Annotated in this window: 16 protein-coding genes; 14 read left to right on the forward strand and 2 right to left on the reverse strand. The window is 38.5% G+C overall.

What is annotated here, in order from left to right; translation table 11 throughout:
- Positions 1–23 precede the first annotated feature (23 nt).
- The 4 genes from G5B37_RS10085 to G5B37_RS10100 all read left to right on the forward strand — a co-directional run bounded on the left by G5B37_RS10085 (position 24) and on the right by G5B37_RS10100 (position 6,809).
- Positions 24–3,506 carry a DUF4175 family protein gene (locus G5B37_RS10085; RefSeq protein ID WP_164679911.1) on the forward strand — a complete coding sequence of 1,161 codons (3,483 nt, stop codon included), beginning with the start codon at positions 24–26 and terminating at the stop codon, positions 3,504–3,506.
- Positions 3,499–3,915 (forward strand): rRNA maturation RNase YbeY, encoded by a 417-nt coding sequence (gene ybeY, locus G5B37_RS10090; protein ID WP_164679912.1) that lies wholly within the window; start codon positions 3,499–3,501, stop codon positions 3,913–3,915. The genes G5B37_RS10085 and ybeY overlap by 8 nt, the downstream gene beginning before the upstream one ends.
- Positions 3,916–4,026: 111 nt before the next feature.
- The gene (gene mnmG / locus G5B37_RS10095; protein WP_164679913.1) at positions 4,027–5,898 is read left to right on the forward strand and encodes a tRNA uridine-5-carboxymethylaminomethyl(34) synthesis enzyme MnmG; all 1,872 of its coding nucleotides are present in this window, start codon (positions 4,027–4,029) and stop codon (positions 5,896–5,898) included.
- Positions 5,899–5,960: 62 nt separating this feature from the next.
- Entirely contained in the window at positions 5,961–6,809 is an 849-nt protein-coding gene (locus tag G5B37_RS10100; protein WP_263649781.1) for a class I SAM-dependent methyltransferase, read from the forward strand.
- 141 nt (positions 6,810–6,950) lie between these two features.
- Here the strand turns inward: G5B37_RS10100 and G5B37_RS10105 are convergent, their stop codons facing one another.
- The gene (locus G5B37_RS10105; protein WP_164679914.1) at positions 6,951–8,099 is read right to left on the reverse strand and encodes a DNA polymerase III subunit; all 1,149 of its coding nucleotides are present in this window, start codon (positions 8,097–8,099) and stop codon (positions 6,951–6,953) included.
- A gap of 84 nt (positions 8,100–8,183) precedes the next feature.
- On the opposite strand from G5B37_RS10105, the gene G5B37_RS10110 reads away from it, so the two are divergent.
- The 3 genes from G5B37_RS10110 (at position 8,184) to G5B37_RS10120 (ending at position 12,027) form a co-directional block, all read left to right on the forward strand.
- Complete coding sequence (locus G5B37_RS10110; protein ID WP_164679915.1) at positions 8,184–9,371, forward strand: phosphoglycerate kinase; 1,188 nt, start codon at positions 8,184–8,186, stop codon at positions 9,369–9,371.
- A gap of 96 nt (positions 9,372–9,467) precedes the next feature.
- Positions 9,468–11,030, forward strand: a complete 1,563-nt coding sequence (locus G5B37_RS10115; RefSeq protein WP_164679916.1) for a LysM peptidoglycan-binding domain-containing protein — start codon at positions 9,468–9,470, stop codon at positions 11,028–11,030.
- A 22-nt stretch (positions 11,031–11,052) separates the two neighbouring features.
- Positions 11,053–12,027 carry a DUF4837 family protein gene (locus G5B37_RS10120; protein WP_164679917.1) on the forward strand — a complete coding sequence of 325 codons (975 nt, stop codon included), beginning with the start codon at positions 11,053–11,055 and terminating at the stop codon, positions 12,025–12,027.
- A 75-nt stretch (positions 12,028–12,102) separates the two neighbouring features.
- Here the strand turns inward: G5B37_RS10120 and tatA are convergent, their stop codons facing one another.
- Positions 12,103–12,288 carry a twin-arginine translocase TatA/TatE family subunit gene (gene tatA, locus G5B37_RS10125; protein WP_164679918.1) on the reverse strand — a complete coding sequence of 62 codons (186 nt, stop codon included), beginning with the start codon at positions 12,286–12,288 and terminating at the stop codon, positions 12,103–12,105.
- Between the two features lie 107 nt (positions 12,289–12,395).
- Between tatA and G5B37_RS10130 the strand changes: the two genes are divergently transcribed.
- The 7 genes from G5B37_RS10130 to rfbD all read left to right on the forward strand — a co-directional run bounded on the left by G5B37_RS10130 (position 12,396) and on the right by rfbD (position 19,906).
- The gene (locus tag G5B37_RS10130; RefSeq protein WP_164679919.1) at positions 12,396–13,262 is read left to right on the forward strand and encodes a M23 family metallopeptidase; all 867 of its coding nucleotides are present in this window, start codon (positions 12,396–12,398) and stop codon (positions 13,260–13,262) included.
- Between the two features lie 3 nt (positions 13,263–13,265).
- Positions 13,266–14,753, forward strand: a complete 1,488-nt coding sequence (locus tag G5B37_RS10135; protein ID WP_164679920.1) for a GH3 auxin-responsive promoter family protein — start codon at positions 13,266–13,268, stop codon at positions 14,751–14,753.
- Positions 14,754–14,845: 92 nt separating this feature from the next.
- On the forward strand, positions 14,846–16,528 hold the full coding sequence (locus G5B37_RS10140) for a DUF6909 family protein (protein ID WP_164679921.1): 1,683 nt from the start codon (positions 14,846–14,848) through the stop codon (positions 16,526–16,528).
- Between the two features lie 14 nt (positions 16,529–16,542).
- Positions 16,543–17,562 (forward strand): dTDP-glucose 4,6-dehydratase, encoded by a 1,020-nt coding sequence (gene rfbB / locus G5B37_RS10145; protein ID WP_164679922.1) that lies wholly within the window; start codon positions 16,543–16,545, stop codon positions 17,560–17,562.
- The gene (gene rfbA, locus G5B37_RS10150) at positions 17,559–18,413 is read left to right on the forward strand and encodes a glucose-1-phosphate thymidylyltransferase RfbA (protein WP_164679923.1); all 855 of its coding nucleotides are present in this window, start codon (positions 17,559–17,561) and stop codon (positions 18,411–18,413) included. The genes rfbB and rfbA overlap by 4 nt, the downstream gene beginning before the upstream one ends.
- Before the next feature lie 4 nt (positions 18,414–18,417).
- Positions 18,418–18,963, forward strand: coding sequence for a dTDP-4-dehydrorhamnose 3,5-epimerase (rfbC, locus tag G5B37_RS10155; protein ID WP_164679924.1), 546 nt, complete (start codon positions 18,418–18,420; stop codon positions 18,961–18,963).
- 82 nt (positions 18,964–19,045) lie between these two features.
- Positions 19,046–19,906, forward strand: a complete 861-nt coding sequence (gene rfbD / locus G5B37_RS10160; RefSeq protein WP_164679925.1) for a dTDP-4-dehydrorhamnose reductase — start codon at positions 19,046–19,048, stop codon at positions 19,904–19,906.
- Positions 19,907–19,911 lie beyond the last annotated feature (5 nt).

The raw sequence follows: 19,911 nt of genomic DNA on the forward strand, positions 1-19,911 counted from the left end.
AAGAGAAGTTACCCCCTGAATTCATGAGCACATTTAGCATCATTCAGCAAAAGCTGGAACAATTTATAAAAAAATACTACACTAATGAGTTAATCAAAGGTGCGATTCTCTTCTTTGCTATTGGGGTGCTTTATCTACTCATTACCCTGCTGGTTGAATACTTCTTGTGGTTAAGCCCAACTGGAAGAACAATTTTGTTTTGGACGTTTGTTGTTGTTGAACTTGGTTTGTTCGCAAGATTTATAGCGTTTCCGCTTGCCAAATTATTCAAATTACAGCAAGGTATTTCGCAAGAAGAGGCCGCTAAGATCATTGGGAGCCATTTTCCGCAGGTTAACGATAAGTTGCTTAATGTAATACAGTTAAATCAGAACTATCGGGAGAGCGAATTGTTAGCGGCAAGTATAGATCAGAAAGCAGGAGAATTACAACCGGTACCTTTTAAAAGTGCTGTTAACTTTAGTAAGAATTCTAAGTACCTTAAATATGCTGCAATTCCAGTAGTAATTTTTGTTCTCTTTACTCTATTTGGAGATAAAGATATTTTTAGCAGTAGCTATGAGCGTGTGGTTAACTATGACACTGCGTATGAGCCACCTGCACCATTCTCGTTTTATGTGGTAAATGATAATCTAACCGCCGTAGAGAACAAGCCCTTTACGCTTCAAGTTAGAACAGAAGGTGAAGCCATACCAGAGAATGCAAGCATTACCTATAACAATGAATCGTATTACCTAAAACAAACGGCACCTGGAGTTTTTGAACACACTTTTGAGCAACCATCGGTTTCTACAGATTTTCAGTTGCTCGCTAATAAGGTTACGAGTAAAGAATATACTTTAGACGTGCTTAAAACACCATCTTTGCTCGCCTTTGAAATGGTTTTAGATTACCCTGGATATACGGGAAAAAAAGATGAAATCTTAAAAAGCACCGGTAATGCCACTATACCTGAGGGTACTCGTGTGACTTGGAAAGTGAATACTAAAAATACTAGTGAAGTATCCTTGAAGACAAAAGACACAAGCTATTATTTCAGTAAAGAACAACAGGCGTTTAGCTACAACAAAGGGGTTTACAGTAAACTTGATTATGCCATTACTACCTCCAATGAAAATTTACGCGATTACGAAAACCTATCGTTTACTTTAGGTGTTATTAGAGACGCCTACCCTGAGATTGAGGTAGAATCTAAGCAAGACAGTACAAATAGCCAATTAACCTATTTTTTAGGCCGTGTAAGCGACGATTACGGTCTAAGCAAGCTTCGCCTTGTGTACTTCCCAATAGGCGATGAGAGCAAGAAACAAACAGAAGTACTCCCTGTTAATAAGACCACTGTAGATCAGTTTGTTTATACATTTCCCGGAGAACTTCAGCTGGAAGATGGTGCAGCATACGAGTATTATTTTGAAATATTTGATAATGACGCTATACACAAGTATAAGTCTAGTAAGTCTGGGGTGTATTCATTTAGAAAGCTTACCAAAGACGAAGAAGAAAAGGAGCAGTTAGAGAATCAGGACAAATCTATTAAGGGCATGGATAAAACCTTAAAAGATTTAAAAGACCAGGAAAAGACCTTAGAAGAATTATCGAAGCTTCAGAAGGAGAAGAAAGACCTCAATTTTAACGATAAGAAAAAGTTAGAGAACTTTATCAAACGTCAGAAGCAGCAAGAAGACATGATGAAGAAATTTTCCGAAGAACTTAAGGAGAATTTGGAAAACTTTCAGCCAGAAAATGAAGAGAAAGATAAGTTTAAAGAAGAGCTAGAAAAGCGTTTAGACGAAAATGAAGAGCGTTTAGAAGAGAATGAGAAATTACTAGAAGAACTTGAAAAGCTGCAAGAAAAAATTGAAAAAGAAGAGCTTACTGAAAAATTGGAGAAGTTGGCAAAACAAAACAAGAATCAGGAAAAGAATCTTGAGCAGTTGTTAGAGCTTACCAAAAGGTATTATGTAACTAAAAAGGCTGAAAAGTTAGCAGAAGAGATATTTAAACTTGGAGAGGAGCAAGAAAAACTTTCTGAGGCGCCTGACGATGAAAATACCGAAGAAAAACAAGAAGAGCTTAACAAGAAGTTCGACGAGTATAAAAAGGAAATGGAGGAGCTCCAAAAAGAGAATGAAGGACTAAAAGAGCCTATGGATATCCCTCAAGATAAGTCTGCAGAGCAAGAGGTTCAGGAAGAACAACAAAAGGCAAGCGAAAGTCTAAACAAGCAGGACAAGCAGAATGCTAAAAAGAGTCAGAAAAAGGCAGGTGAAAAAATGAAGCAAATGGGCTCTCAGATGCAAGCTTCTATGCAAGCAATGCAAGGTGAGAGTATCGAAGAAGATGCTGATATGCTACGTCAAATATTAGATAATTTGGTGGTCTTTTCTTTCGAGCAAGAAGCAGTGATGGAAGACTTTAAAACGATAGATTATGGCAATCCTATTTTTGGAAAGAAGCTTAATCTTCAAAACGATTTGAAGTTAAATTTTCAACACGTAGACGATAGTATTTTTGCATTGTCGCTTCGTAACCCAATGATAAGCGGGGCTATAAACGAAACCCTAACAGAGATTAATTACAATATGGATAAGTCTCTAGAACGTTTGGCAGAGAACCAAATGCGTCAGGGGGTTAGCAGTCAGCAGTACACGGTTACTGGTGCCAACGAGTTAGCTATTATGCTGAGTAATGTGTTAAATTCTATGCAACAACAAATGCAGTCTATGGGTCAAGGTCAAGGTTCTGGACAAGGAAAAGGAAAGGGCCAGGGCCAGGGTCAAGGAAAAGGGTTTCAATTGCCAGACATCATAGAGCAACAGAAGAGTCTTGGTGAGCAAATGAAGGACGGCATTGGCAAAAAGAAGAAAGGACAAGGCGGTGGTGAATCTGGCGAAAGCGGCAAAGGAGACAGTGGCGACGGAGAAGCTGGAGAGTCTAATGGCTCTAAGGGAGAAAACGAACGTTCTGGTCAGCCGGGAGACGGTAAAGGAAAAGGTAAAGGCGAAGGAAAGGGTGAAGGTGAAGGCGGTGGCGATGGTAACGGGTCTGGAAATGGAAATAATCAAGAAGGTGACGGCGAGGGGTATAATGAGGACTTAAACGGACAGCTGTATGAAATTTATAAACAGCAGCAGCAACTAAGACAACAATTACAGGATAAGTTAAGTAAAGAAGGACTAAACGGTAGAGGAGGAAATCTTTTGAAGCAGATGGAGCAGGTAGAACAACAGCTATTAGATAAAGGTTTTAACGACAGAACGCTTGAAAAGATGTTAAACTTGCAGTATGAGTTGCTAAAGTTAGATAAGGCAGATTTTGAACAGGGCCAAGAAAGTCGAAGAGAGTCTACGAGTAACAGGACCAATTATACCAATACACTTCGTTTGTCTCCAGAAGAGGTAAAGAAATTTTTTAATACAACTGAAATTTTAAATCGTGAAGCACTACCTTTAAAACCACAATACAAAGAAAAGGTGCAAGACTATTTTAAAGAAAAGAATGATTGAATTTTATTCTGAGAATGACTTCCAATTAGAAAATCAAGAAGCTGTAGCTAAATGGATTTCTTCAACTATAAGACAATACAATTATGAGGAAGGGGATATTGTGTATGTCTTTTGTGATGATGCGTATCTCCATAAACTGAATGTACAGTTTTTAGATCACGATACATTTACCGATATTATTACTTTCGATAATTCGTTAGGGAAACAAGCGCATGCCGAAATTTATATTTCGACTGAACGTGTTGCTGAAAATGCCGCATCATTTAACAATCAATTTAAGGACGAACTCCATAGAGTTATCATACACGGAATATTACACCTTGTCGGACTTAAAGACAAGTCTCCTGAAGAAGAAAAAGCCATGCGAAGTGCAGAAGATGAAGCGCTCACTTCCCGCGATTTTACCTAGAGTCTTGATATTCAAAGAATTATATGTTTAAATAGCTGATTGTAAGATATTTACGTATCTTTGCGCGCTTAAATCTAGAGAACAATGTTTCACGTGGAACAAATATAAGATATGTTTGAAAAAGAATATGATGTTATTGTTGTAGGAGGAGGTCATGCTGGCTCTGAAGCGGCTGCGGCTGCGGCTAATATGGGGTCTAAAACACTTCTTATTACAATGAATTTGCAAAATATTGCGCAGATGTCGTGTAACCCGGCTATGGGCGGAATTGCTAAAGGACAGATTGTGCGTGAAATTGATGCGCTTGGAGGATATAGTGGAATTGTTTCAGACAATTCGGCGATACAGTTTAAGATGCTTAATAAGTCTAAGGGACCTGCTATGTGGAGTCCGCGAGTGCAAAGTGACAGAATGCGTTTTGCTGAAGAATGGAGAATGATGTTGGAGAATACTAAGAATTTAGATTTCTATCAAGAAATGGTTTCTGGCATTAGTACTGAAAATGGAAAGGTTGTTGGTGTGCGCACTTCCCTTGGTTTAGAGGTTAAAGGGAAAAGCGTGATTTTAACTAACGGAACTTTTCTAAATGGACTAATTCATATTGGTGAAAAACAATTTGGAGGAGGACGTGCTGGTGAACGAGCAGCAACAGGAATAACAAAAGATCTTTTAGATTTAGGTTTTGAATCTGGTAGAATGAAAACGGGCACGCCACCAAGAGTTGATGGAAGATCCCTAGATTTCTCCAAAATGATTGTACAACCTGGTGATATAGACCCTCAGAAATTTTCATATTTAGATAGTACCAAACCTTTGGTGAACCAAAGAGATTGTCATATGTCTTATACTAGTGAACGGGTGCATGAATTGTTGAAAGAAGGTTTTGACAGATCTCCTATGTTTAATGGATCTATTAAAAGTATTGGGCCAAGATATTGTCCATCTATTGAAGATAAGATTAATCGTTTTGCAGACAAAGACAGACATCAATTATTTGTTGAGCCTGAAGGATGGAACACGGTAGAATATTATATTAACGGATTTTCAACTTCTTTACCAGAAGATGTTCAGTTTCGTGCTTTAAAAGAATGTGCAGGTTTTGAGAATGTGAAATTCTTTAGGCCAGGTTATGCCATAGAATATGATTATTTCCCACCCACTCAGCTTCAGCATACGTTAGAGACAAAGCTAGTTGAGGGATTGTATTTTGCAGGACAAATTAATGGAACAACTGGTTATGAAGAAGCCGCTTCTCAGGGGCTTATGGCAGGAATTAATGCACATCTAAAAGTGATGGAAAAAGATGCGTTTACCCTAAAACGCAATGAAGCTTATATTGGTGTTTTAATAGATGATCTAATTACGAAAGGAACTGAAGAACCATACCGAATGTTTACTTCAAGAGCAGAATATAGAACATTATTACGCCAAGATAACGCAGATTTTCGTTTAACTCCAAAGGGGTTTGAAATTGGTTTGGCTTCAGAAGAGCGTCTTAGAAAAATGGAAACTAAGGAGAAAAACTCAGCTGCTTTTGTCAAGTTTATAAAAGAAACTAGTGTATCGCACACCGAAATTAATCCAATTTTAGAATCAAAAGATTCGGCTACTGTACATCAAAGTGATAAAATGTTTAAAGTGTTTTCGAGGCCAGAAATCACAATGAACGATATGCAAAAAGTGGAAGCTGTTTCAGAATACATACAAGAAAACAAGCTAAATTTTGAAGAGTTGCAGCAAGCAGAAATTCAGGTAAAATATGCTGGTTATATTGAAAAGGAGAAAAACAATGCAGACAAGCTTAACCGGCTTGAGGGAATTAGAATTCCTAAAAATTTCGACTACACAAAATTGAAGTCGTTATCATACGAGGCAAGAGAAAAGCTAAAGGCAGTGCAACCGGCCACAGTTTCTCAAGCGAGTAGAATTAGCGGTGTTTCTCCAAACGACATTTCTGTTATGTTAGTGTATATGGGGCGTTAGGTCATTGTTTCACGTGGAACGCAGATAGAATTTTTATAAATAACCTAGAATCGACAGCCCAATTGCAAAAGTCAAATTACATTACAACCAAAGATTTTCTGGTTTCTGGAGAGCAGTTTAATCTTGTACATGACTCTGTGTACGACATGCTCGTTACGCAGCCACAACCCCCAGAAGATCGTTTACCATTGTATTACGAAAGTGATGACTATATTTCACACACTGATGAGAAAAAGGGTGTCCTTTCTTTTCTGTATCAGTTGGTAAAAAAGCACGCCTTAAAAAGAAAAGTATCATTAATAAATACACTTAGCGCTACCAAAAGCTCAGTTTTAGATGTAGGCGCAGGAACGGGCGATTTTTTAGCTGTTGCAAAAAACAGGGGATGGTCTGTTTCTGGAGTTGAAGTAAATTCTGGAGCTAGGGATAAGGCTGCCGAAAAAGGAATTAATCTAGTATCGTCTTTAGAAAAAGTTCAAAACAAAAAGTTTGATGTAATTACACTTTGGCATGTGTTGGAACATATTCCAAATTATAAAGAAACACTTGCCACCTTAGAATCTATGTTAACTAATTCTGGAATACTTATCATCGCTGTTCCAAATTTTAAAAGTTACGATGCACGCCATTATAAAGAATATTGGGCGGCATACGATGTGCCTAGACATCTATTACATTTTTCTAGAAATTCACTACCAAAACTTTTGGAATCAACGTTTGCACTTCAAAAAATTAAACCCATGGTATTCGATTCGTTTTATGTGAGTTTACTTTCAGAAAAATATAAAACAGGAAAATCATTTTCCCTAAAGGCGTTTTGGATAGGTTTGCTGTCTAATATAAGGGCATGGCAGTCTAAAGAGTACTCCTCACTTATTTATTGCTTCAAAAAGACGAAACAGGGCAATTAGAGCCGTTTTAAGCCTGCACAACCATTTTTGGGCACTAATATATCTATTTGCCAGATAGTCCTTGTAGCGCGCATAGAATTAGACGTGTTTTAATAGAGAATAATTATTTTTTACAAAGAAAAGTATAAAAATAACTGATAGTTATGATTTGCGATGGATAAGGCGTGTAAGTTGTATGCTCATATCTGTGAAAATTAGTTTAGCATTTCCGTTTCGTTCAATGTGGTACATGGCATTTTCTAATGCTTCGGTAATTTCAAAAATATTATTTTGATGAACAAAAGGTGCAAATTTCTCGATAGCAAAATCTCCTGTGGTGCTTTCAAAAAAGAGCAAAGAATCTGATTTATAATTTTTCAGCAGCGCTTGTCTAAAAACATCAATACAGTAGTGAAGAAATTTCTTTTGGGTTTCTCTTCCTTCTTTGGCCAAGGCTTCACTCCATGAAAGTAATTCATGTATTGCCTTTTTATTCCCCTTAGCCTTAAAAGCTGCTCTTACCCATGAAACAAACCACTTCTCGAATCCAGATTCGTCACTGTTATCTTCGAGAAGCCCCAGTGCTTTTCTATAATCACCCGTAGCTCTTTGCGCAACGCTATGTGCAGTCGCCGCATTCACTTTAGTATCTTCTACAAGTTTGCTTGCAATTGCTGCTTCTGAAATTCTAGGAAAATGCAATGTCTGGCATCTAGACCGGATGGTACCCAATACTTGTTCTTCTTTTTCGGTAAGCAACAATAACACAGTCTTACTTGGAGGTTCTTCAACTAACTTTAAAATTTTGTTAGAACAAGCGATATTCATACGATCTGCCATCCAAAGAATTACCACTTTGTAACCACCCTCATACGATTTTAACGAAAGTGATTTAAGCAGATCTGCGGCTTCATCTACGTTTATGTTGCCTTGTTTATTCTCTATACCAAGTTGTTGCAGCCATTGAAACAATGAGCCGTATGGGTTCTCGTTCACAAACTGTCTCCATTCATCTAAAAAAAGCGAGGAAACCGGATGTTTTTTTACGGTATCATTCGTGTTCACAGGAAAAACAAAATGCAAGTCGGGATGCATTAATTGTCTAACATTTTCTATACCACGTTGTTTTTCAGCACTTTGCAGGTCATACTGAAGCGTTAGGATTTCACTAGCGTACGCTAACGCCATAGATAAAACGCCAGATCCTGTTTGCCCAACAAATAGCTGCGCATGGGGAATACGGCCGTTTTTCACCGTGGTGGCGAGGTGAGATTTAATATGTTTTTGACCAACGATTTCTGAGAAATCCATACGCAAAACTACACAATTAACCTGTATTTACAATCGCTCCTTTTCAACCTAAAAATGGTATCTTTACCGCACTAAAACAGTGCTATGAAAACAGTAAATGACGTAGATTTTAAAAATAAGAAAGCGCTAATTCGCGTAGATTTTAATGTGCCCTTAAATGATGATTTAGAGGTAACAGACGCCACGAGAATTGAGGCGGCAAAACCCACTATTGTCAATGTTCTGGAGGGAGGCGGAAGCTGCGTCTTACTTTCACATTTAGGACGTCCAAAACAGCGAGAAGATAAATTTTCTTTGCGTCATATTGTAAATACAGCCACAGAAATCTTTGGCGTTACGGTTAAATTTGTGAATGATTGTATTGGCCCAGTTGCTGAAGAGGCAGTCGCAAATCTTCATCCAGGAGAAATTTTGTTGCTTGAAAACGTTCGGTATTATGAAGAAGAAACCAAAGGAGACCGTGATTTCGCCGAAAAACTATCAAAACTTGGCGATTATTATGTAAATGATGCCTTTGGGACCGCCCATAGAGCACATGCTTCTACTACAATTGTTGCAAATTTTTTTGAAGATAGAAAGTGTTTTGGGCTATTGCTGGCTTCGGAAATTGAAAATGTTCAAAAAGTTTTAACCAACGGAAAACCTCCAATTACTGCAATTATAGGAGGCGCTAAAGTTTCATCTAAAATAACAGTAATAGAGAATATTTTAGACACTATAGATCACTTGATAATTGGTGGCGGGATGGCTTTTACCTTTATTAAGGCAAAAGGAGGAAATATTGGTGGGTCCTTAGTAGAAGATGATAAACAAGATTTAGCCTTAGACATTTTGGCCAAAGCAAAGGATAAAAATGTGCAAGTGCATTTGCCAATCGATGTAATCGCGGGCGATAGTTTTTCTGAATATGCCAATACCACATCAGAACCTGCAGATGATATACCAGAAGGATGGCTTGGTTTAGATACAGGGCCTCGCACTAATGAGCAGTTTGCAGAAATCATCAGAAAATCGAACACTATTCTTTGGAATGGACCAGTTGGTGTTTTTGAAATGGAAAAATTTGCTCAAGGCACCATAGCCTTAGGGAATGCTATTGCAACAGCAACTGCTAACGGTACATTTTCATTGGTAGGCGGCGGAGATTCTGTTGCTGCAGTAAAACAGTTTAACTTTACTAATAAGGTGAGCTATGTTTCTACAGGTGGTGGAGCTATGTTAGAAATGCTAGAAGGAAAGACACTTCCAGGCATTAAGGCAATTTTAGAATAGCAAAGTTGTTGTTACAATCTGTTAAAAATTTGCGCATTCCTGGCGTTTCTGTATTTTTATCCATAATTTTTTTTAAACCACGCCGTTCCCCATTATATGAAGATTTTTAACCTGAGCTTACTTTTACTACTTACACCTCTTTTGATTCTTGCGCAAGAAGATGTGGCTATTGACTCCATTCAAAAGAAAACCTTGCAAGTTGTAGATTCTATCGCAGTTTCTTCTGTGACTGCCGAATTTCCAACAAAAGTGGTTGCCACGCAAATAAAAGACACCATGGTTTTTACCTTGGAAGATATGCAGCGTGCCCGAACCATAGATAGTTTATGGCTAAACGAACTTTTTAGTACGGGTCGTTTTGAAGAAATGTACGGAAGTGTGATGCAACAAGATTATGAATTAGCACCATACGAAGAACTACCTACCGCACTGTTAAAGCAGCGTTTAGAAGAGCTGAACGCCAGAACACCTTTTAATGTAGAGTACAATCCGTCTCTAGAAAGTGTGATACACGGCTACTTAAAAAATAGACGTCGTACCATGGCTAAGTTAATGGCGCTGAGCGACTATTACTTTCCGTTGTTTGAAGAGCAGCTAGACAAACATGGTTTGCCATTAGAGATGAAATATCTTGCTATTGTAGAATCTGCTCTCGATCCTAGGGCTACTTCGCGTGTAGGTGCTCAAGGTTTGTGGCAATTTATGTTTAGTACAGGTAAAATGTTTGGTCTGGATGTAAGTAGCTACGTAGATGAACGTAATGATCCTACTTTAGCTACAGAAGCGGCATGTAAATACTTGAAAAGTCTTGAAAAAAGTTTAGGGGATTGGGATTTGGCGTTGGCGGCGTACAATTCTGGCCCAGGAAACGTTGCTAAGGCACTTAGGCGCTCTGGCGGTTACACTAATTATTGGAATATTAGACAACACTTGCCACGTGAAACTGCAGGATATCTTCCTGCATTTTTAGCAACGATGTATATTTTTGAATATGCTGAAGAACACGGTTTTAAAAGTGAAGGACCAGAATTTCCATTTATTGCCACAGATACTATAAAGGTTAAGAAAATGATCACCTTGCAGCAAGTTGCTGAAGTAACCAATTTGGGCATAGACGAAGTTCGCTTTCTGAATCCGTCGTACAAACTTGACGTAATTCCAGTGGTTAAGGATGAAAATTATGTATTAAGACTACCTATAGATGCCGTTGGGAAGTTTGTGAGTAATGAGAATGCTATTTATGCCTATGCTGAAAAAGAACTCAACAAGAGAGAAAAGCCCTTACCACAGTTATTTGAGCAAAGCGACAAGATAAGATATCGTGTACGTAGTGGTGATTATTTAGGGAAAATAGCCGAAAGATATGGAGTCTCAGTTTCAAAGATTAAAAAATGGAACGGACTAAGAAGCAATAATCTACGAATTGGGCAGCGCCTCACCATCTATCCTAGAAAAGGAAGCCGTACGACATCAAAAAAGGTAGCTACTACAACTACTTCGGCATCTGGCGCAAAGGTATATACAGTGCGCAATGGAGATTCGTTATGGAGTATATCTCAGAAATTTCCGGGAGTCTCTGTAGATAATATCAAAAAATGGAACGATATTAGTGGTAACAAACTAAAACCAGGAATGAAGCTAAAAATTCAGAAAGGGTAGCCATTTCTTTGAACACAATAGTATGAAACCAATTTTTGCAGCCTTATTAGGCCTTTTTTTTATTGCCACTTCCTGTGGCGATGGAGCAAGCACCATTAGTACGTATAGACCAGATTCTGTTGGAAATATTAATTCGCTTCAGATTGTAGCGCCAGAAGCATTATGGAACGGCGATGTTGGGGAAGTGATTCGCCAGCACTTTGCAGCTCCAGCAGATGGACTTCCACAGGATGAACCCATATACTCTATGGTTCAGATGAAACCGGCTAGTTTTACAGATTTTGCGCAGCGTTATCGTTTGTTTTTACATGTTACTTTAAGCGATTCTAGCAACGTAAGCATTAAATCGAATAGTTTTGCTAAACCGCAAGTGGGTGCCTTTATCACTGCACCAACAGAAGCAGAGCTTGTGGAGCTTATTAATGAGAATAAAGAAAGAATTAAAGCAGTTTTCTATGAGTCTGAAATAAAAGAAAAGCAAAAGCGTATTAAACTTTCCCTCAAAAAATTAGACACTCTGCAACAAGATTTTGGAGTGTCATTAAAAGTGCCAACGGCCTACAGAAAAGCACATGGAAGTAAAGATTATTATTGGCTGCGTAAAGCATTGGAAGCGGGCACGACCAATATCTTCATTTATGAAGTGCCGCTCGCGACTATAGGTAAAGACAGTACAATAGCAGATATTATTACGATGCGAAATACAATAGGAGCCGACTTGCTTCCTGTTGAAGACGATAGTAGGTTTATTACTGAAGCTGCTTATTCTCCTTTCTTGTTTTCTTCAGAATTAGACGGAAAACCAACCTACATTACAAAAGGAACTTGGGAAATTACCGATGCCTATATGGCGGGGCCCTTTGTAAATTACGCCGTACGGGATGAAGCGAATGAACGTTGGCTCATTATAGAAGGATTTACGTATGCTCCATCTGATAAAAAGAGGGATCTTCAATTTGAATTGGAAGCTATTATTAAAAGCGCTAAGATCAATTAGAATTTTAAAAAAACTAAAAAAACCCGCTAAGTATTGCACTCAGTGGGTTTTTTATTTAATAGAAGGAAAAAAAATCTATTTCTTATCTTCAATTTTTTCGGCTTCTTCGTCTTTAGAAGCGTCTTTAAATTCTTTTATACCACTTCCCAAACCACGCATGAGCTCAGGTATCTTGCGACCACCAAATAGTAGTAACACAACTAAAACGATTAATACTATTTGCCAAGCCCCCATCATTAAGGGAATAAATAAAGCTTCCATAAAAATTAATTTTATCCTGCAAAGGTAACAAGTTTTTACTATATAAAACGTTTTCAAGAAAAGATACCTACTAAACCGATATCATTTATTTTATATTTGTATCTGCTATGGCTAATAAAGAGAAACGCACCAAGAAAATTAGAAAAAAGTTACTTCATAAGTACCGTCTAGTGGTACTTAATGAAGATACTTTTGAAGAGCGCTTTTCATTTAAACTAAATAGGCTAAATGTATTTGTATTCAGCACTATTTTTGCTTTCCTACTCATTGCAGTAACAACACTAATTATTGCTTTTACACCGCTTAGAGAATATATTCCTGGGTACTCATCTACTTCTTTAAAGCAAAAAGCAACCTATTTAACCTTTAAAACAGACTCGCTACAGCAAGAACTTCTAATTAATGAGCAATACCTTGCCTCTATAAGAAAAGTGCTTACAGGCGACGTTAAAACAGTAGACTTTAATAAAGACTCCATTATCGAAGCAGCTAAGATCGAAGCAGGCGATGTGGATTTATCTCCGTCTAAAGAAGATTCACTACTTCGGGAAAAAGTAGCTCGAGAAGACAAATACAATCCATTAACCGACACAGAAGAGCTAAATGTTGTGCTTTTCGCCCCTGTAAAAGGAACGATTTCTCAGAAATACGATGCAGAAGAAAAACATTACGCAGTAGACATTGTAACCGTTAAAGATGCTCCCGTAAAAGCCGTAGCAGACGGTACGGTAATTTTTGCCGGCTGGACGCCAGACACGGGCTATGTAATGATTATTGAGCATCCAAATAACATCCTCTCTGCCTATAAACACAATGCAGCGCTAAACAAGGAGCAAGGAGAATTAGTAAGTGCGGGAGAGGTTGTAGCCATTGTTGGAAACACGGGAGAACTTACCACAGGTCCACATTTGCACTTTGAGCTATGGAGTGACGGACACCCAATAGACCCCACCAATTTTATCGATTTTGAATAGCCTATGTCGTTAAAATCTATCGCTGCTAAAATATTCGCAAAATGGGCTGTTAACCGCATGAAGTCATGGGTGAATAGCCCTGTTGAAACACAGCAGAAGGTCTTTCTGCAACTTATTAAAACCGCTGCGGAAACTTCCTTTGGCCAAGACCATGATTTTAAGAATATTACCACGCATGCCGATTTTGTAAATCGGGTGCCTATTCGCGATTACGAAGCATTAAGGCCCTACGTAAACCGAGTAGTAGATGGAGAAAGCGATGTGCTGTGGCCTGGAAAACCATTGTATTTTGCAAAGACTTCAGGAACTACTTCTGGTGCAAAGTATATTCCTTTAACAGAAGCTTCTATGCCAACACATACACAGGCAGCTAGAAATGCTATGTTGTGCTATATTCATGAAACAGGAGACTCTAGCTTTGTAGATGGAAAAATGATCTTTCTACAAGGTAGTCCAGAAATGGTAGAAAAAAATGGGATTCAAGTTGGCAGACTATCGGGTATTGTGGCACATTATGTACCGAACTACCTACAAAGCAACAGGCTGCCAAGTTGGGAAACAAATTGCATAGAAGATTGGGAAGAAAAGGTAGATGCCATCGTTAATGAAACAATAGATCAAAATATGACCATGATAAGTGGTATACCTTCTTGGGTACAAATGTATTTTGAGCGTATAAAGGCTGTAGCTAATAAACCTGTAGGCGAGGTATTTAAAAATTTCAACCTGTTTATTTACGGCGGAGTGAATTATGAGCCGTATCGCGCTAAATTTGAAGCGCTTATCGGCCGTAAAGTGCCTAGTATTGAACTTTTTCCTGCATCTGAAGGGTTTTTTGCTTTTCAAGATAGTCAGCATGAAAAAGGATTGCTCTTGCAACTTAATTCTGGAATGTTTTACGAATTTATAGAAGCCGCTCACTTTTTTGAAGAAAATCCGAAACGTCTTACTATAGCAGATGTTCAAATTGGGATTAACTATGTGCTAATTGTTTCAACTAATGCAGGATTATGGGCATATAATGTTGGGGATACTGTACAGTTTACTTCGGTAAAACCTTATCGTGTTATTGTTTCGGGCCGTATAAAGCACTTTATTTCAGCTTTTGGAGAACATGTTATAGGAAAGGAAGTAGAGCAAGCAATGAACGAAGCCATGACTGAGTTTAATTTTAGCATTTCAGAATTTACAGTAGCGCCCCAAACGAGTCCAGAAGGAAACGAACTACCCTACCATGAATGGATTGTAGAGTTTAACACCGCGCCGAATGACATTAGTGAGGTAGAAAAAAAACTTGATAGTTCTATGCAAGCTCAGAATAGCTATTACTATGATTTAATCAAAGGGAAGGTGCTTCAACCACTTAAAATAAAGACGTTGCCCAAAGACGCTTTTCAGCAGTACATGAAATCGTTAGGAAAATTAGGAGGTCAGAACAAAGTTCCACGGCTTTCTAACGATCGGAAGATAGCAGATGCCTTGTTAAAGTAGCACTACGCAATAGACATTTCTGTACTATAAATTTTAAAATGCACATCTAAACACAAAAAGAGCTAATTCACTAATAAACGTATCTTTGCCTAATGGCTTTAATTAACACACATACCCGAACACGAGCACAAGAAAGTACTGGCGCGATTGAGCGCCTATATATAACGATGCGTCATTTGTTTAACAGAGGATATTACAAACCTATGGGTGTTTCGGGAGAAACGCTTCGAGAGGCATTACTCATTCTAAGACCAGAAATTTATGGTTCGATTGCGGAAGAAAAAATAGAACTGCAAGGACTTCTTTACGTTATAGATAGATTACCCACAGGTATTGAAGAGTGTCGTTTTATAAACTTAACAAGCGACGAAGGCTATGCCAACTCACATTTTACCCCTATTATTCCCCCGAAAAGACGGCGTAACTGTTATCGCATTGATGACGAACAAATGAATATTGAGGTGACTAGAGGTCGCTCAGAAATATATGACATACTTACACACCTTACTTTTCTATTCATAGAGTCGCATAAAATCATGAAGCAAGTGATGATTGATGACCAAGGCGGTGTAATTAGAGATTGGAAGAAATTAGAAGTGGCAGTTCAGAAAAAAGAGGCGTTAACCCAACAAGAAAAGGAAATTGCGCTAACACATACAGCTAACTTCTTAGGACGTACGTTTGAAGAGGTAAGTGGTGTTTTTCCGTTATTTGGTTGTGAGGAGAACCCCAATAGATTTTTTAATATTGTTTATTTTCTTGGGAAATTGGCCATAGAAGAGGCCACGGGGGAAGAAAAGCGTATTATCACTTTCAGCCCAGTACTTCGAGAACGTTTAGGGCATCATATTCACGGCGAAAAATGGGCATCTCGAATTAAGAAAGTACTAGCCGACCAACAGCTGTTAAAAAGACCTATTCACATAATTAGTGCCAACATGCACAGTGTGATGAATACACTTTTTGCAGAAACGGCGTTGCCAAATGAAGCGAAGAAGTACCAAGGACTCCGGCTATTTGAAGCCTTAAGTGACCCAAAAAACTCGAAGTTACGTGAGAAAGTTGCAAAAAAGGCGAAAAGTAACGGAATGACTTTGCTACAGGATAGTAGCGGAACGAACATAGACGTCCAAATCTTTGATACAGCTCACTGTCCGGATGCAATTTGTAACAACGAAGGATTGGAAATTGAAGACAAACCAGTAATTGTAGTCATGGATTATGCTTTTGGGGAACAAGCTTACGAAACCATGGATGAATTGCTAAAGCCCTATTCAGACGACAGGCAACAGCAACACTTTTTAAACGTGGTATCTGTTTCTATTATGGGAAAAGCAGGTATTCTTGAAGGAGGTAAAGGAGATATAATGATTCCTTCGGCGCATGTATTTGAAGGCACTGCAGACAATTATCCATTTAAGAATCGTTTAAAGAAATCGCATTTTGCTGAAGATGATGTAAACGTATGCACTGGCTCAATGATTACCGTTTTAGGAACTTCATTGCAAAACAGAGATGTGCTTAAGTTTTTTCACGAATCTACATGGAATGTCATAGGTCTGGAGATGGAAGGAGCACATTACCAAAAAGCCATTCAGGCAGCGGCAAAAATTAGAGGTAGTGTAAGCGCAAAAATAAAGGTTAGATATGCGTATTACGCGTCAGATAATCCACTAGAAACAGGAAGCACATTAGCATCTGGTGGACTAGGGACCACTGGGGTTAAACCCACGTATGTAATAACCAAAAGAATGTTAAATCAGATTTTAGAGTAACCTAAAAATTTATTTTGAGTAATAATAAAGTATTAATAACAGGGGGCGCAGGCTTTATAGGATCCAATTATGTGGCACATGCAATCACAACTACAAAAGATGAATTAGTAGTGCTAGATAAGCTCACCTATGCAGGAGATTTAAGAAATTTAGAGGGTTATTTAGATGAAAATCGTCTGCAATTTGTGGAAGGTGATATTTGCGAAGAATCATTTCTAAAAACTCTTTTTGAAGAACATCAATTTACTCATGTAATTCACTTTGCAGCAGAGAGCCATGTAGACAATTCTATCTCAGGCCCAGCAGCTTTTATAGAAACAAATATTGTTGGCACCTTTCATTTATTACAAAATGCCTATAAATTATGGATGGATGGTCCTAATAAGTTAAAAAGGGAATTTTCTGATGCGCGTTTTCTTCATGTCTCTACAGATGAGGTATATGGAACCTTAGGAGACACAGGATTATTTACAGAAGAGACTCCGTACGCGCCAAACAGTCCGTATAGTGCATCGAAAGCGTCATCAGACTTTATTGTTCGTAGTTACTATCATACCTATGGGCTGCCAGTGGTTACCACCAATTGTTCAAACAATTATGGCCCTAACCAGCACAAGGAGAAATTAATCCCAACCATCATTAGAAAGGCAATTTCTGGACAGCCCATACCTATTTATGGCGATGGAAAGAATGTACGCGACTGGTTGTATGTGTTAGACCATTGCAAGGGCATACAGTTGGCTTTAGATAAGGGCGAACTTGGCGAAACATATAATATTGGAGGTAGAAACGAGCGCCAAAATTTATACATTGCGCATACCATTTGTGAGATGTTAGATGAAATGCACCCAGGAAGCACGTCGTACAAAGCTCAGATAGCCTTTGTAACAGACAGACCTGGCCATGATTTTAGATATGCCATAGATGCGTCTAAAATAGAGAATGAATTGGGGTGGTCTGCTAAAGAAAATTTTGAAAGCGGCATTAAAAAAACCATCACATGGTACTTAAACCATAAAGACAGACTTTTATGAAGGGAATTGTTTTAGCAGGAGGTTCTGGCACTAGGCTGCACCCTATTACGCTAGCTGTAAGTAAACAGCTTATGCCGGTGTATGATAAACCTATGATTTATTACCCGCTGTCTACCTTGATGTATGCAGGTATAAATGAAATTTTAATTATCTCGACACCGCAGGATTTACCACTATTCAAAAAACTACTCGGAGATGGAAGTAACTTAGGCTGCCGTTTTGAGTACGCAGAACAAGCACATCCCAATGGCCTAGCAGAAGCTTTTATTATTGGTAAAGACTTTATTGGAGACGATAAAGTGGCATTGGTTTTAGGAGACAACATTTTTTACGGTTCTGGACTTAAAGAGTTATTACAGCAAAATAACAATCCTGATGGTGGGATTATTTATGCGTATCATGTGCATGACCCTGAAAGATATGGTGTGGTTGCCTTTGATGACCACGGAAAAGCGTTATCTATTGAAGAAAAGCCCGCGAATCCAAAATCGAATTATGCAGTACCGGGTATTTACTTTTATGACAATAGCGTTGTTTCCATTGCCGAAACTATTCAACCTAGCGCACGAGGCGAACTAGAAATAACAGACGTTAACAACGCCTACCTGAAACAAGGGAAATTGAATGTTAGTATCTTAGACAAAGGAACCGCATGGTTAGACACAGGTACTTTTGCCTCTTTAATGCAGGCGGCCCAATTTGTAGAAGTTATAGAAGAGCGTCAAGGATTAAAAATTGGCTCTATTGAAGAAGCCGCCTATGAAATGGGCTACATTACCAAACAACAACTAAGAGCGTTAGCAGAACCTCTGCTAAAAAGCGGATACGGAAAACCTCTATTAGACCTATAATACTTTGGAAATACTACAAAGCCCATTAGAAGATTGTTTTATTGTTGTGCCCAGAGCTTTTAAGGATGCTCGAGGGGTTTTTTGCGAAACGTTCAACAAAAAGGCGTTTGAATTAGCCTCGGGAATAACGGTTAATTTTGTACAAGACAACCAGTCAACTTCAACCAAAGGTGTGTTACGAGGACTGCATTTTCAGACAGGGGCTAAGGCGCAAGCTAAATTAGTGCGAGCTATTCAGGGCAGTGTATTAGATATTGTTGTAGACCTTCGGAAATCGTCTAAAACTTTCGGACAATCCTTTTCTTTGGTATTAACGGCAGAAAACAGAAAGCAACTCTTTGTGCCCAAAGGGTTTGCACACGGATTTATCACGCTGTCTGAAACTTCGGTCTTTGGGTATAAGTGCGATGCATACTATGATGCTGCTTCAGAGGGAGGAATCATATATAATGACGCAACCTTAAAACTAGATTGGCATCTTTCGGAAGACGAATTTATTGTTTCAGAAAAAGACCTTCAACTTCCGTCATTCAAGGAAGCAACTGCATGAAATACCCGCACACTATTTGTAAACAATCCCCACTAACTTGTGTAGGAGTGCTGTTATATCTTGCTTTAAGAATTGTAAACAGATGAAGCATATTTTGGTTACAGGATCTAATGGCCAGCTAGCAAGGTGTATTCAAGATGTGGTTTCAGCAAACAAAACCATGCGGTTTACGTTTATGACTAAGGAAGCTCTGTCTGTAACAGACAAAGAAAGTATTGAAGAAATTTTCAGTACAAAGCAGTTTGATTATTGTATAAATACGGCGGCGTATACCAATGTAGAAAGGGCAGAAAGCGATAAAGACATTACGTTTGCGATAAATGCAGAAGGCGCTAAGAACTTGGCAGATGTTTGTAGGAAACATGATACTACACTATTTCAAATTTCTACAGATTATGTTTTTGATGGGGCTACTACAGTGCCTTACGTTGAAACCGATGCAACCAATCCTATTAACGTGTATGGTGCATCGAAGCTGAAAGGTGAAAATTACGTCAGGGAGCACTGTAAAAAGCATTACATAATTAGAACATCGTGGTTGTACAGTCAATATGGGCACAACTTTTTGAAAACCATGATAAAGCATGGTAAAGCAGGCACTCGGCTAACTATTACCACAGAACAAACAGGAACGCCTACAAATGCAAATGATTTGGCACGAGCGATAGTAACAATGGTTCAGGATGATAACAATGGGTATGGTCTGTATCATTTCAGCAATGAGGGAGAAGCAACCTGGTATGATTTTGCGACAGAGATTTTCTCGCAAACGAGTGAATTAAATAGCTCAAATCTTGCAAAAACCGACCATTACCGTACTTTTGCACAGCGTCCAAAATATAGTGTGCTGAATACAACAAAGATTAAAGAAACATTCAAGATACAGCCTTTTAATTGGCGAGAAAGTCTAAAAGCTGTTTTACATACGTTGGAAACGAACTAAATTTA

The organism is Rasiella rasia (assembly GCF_011044175.1).
GTDB classification, from domain to species: Bacteria; Bacteroidota; Bacteroidia; order Flavobacteriales; family Flavobacteriaceae; genus Marinirhabdus; species Marinirhabdus rasia.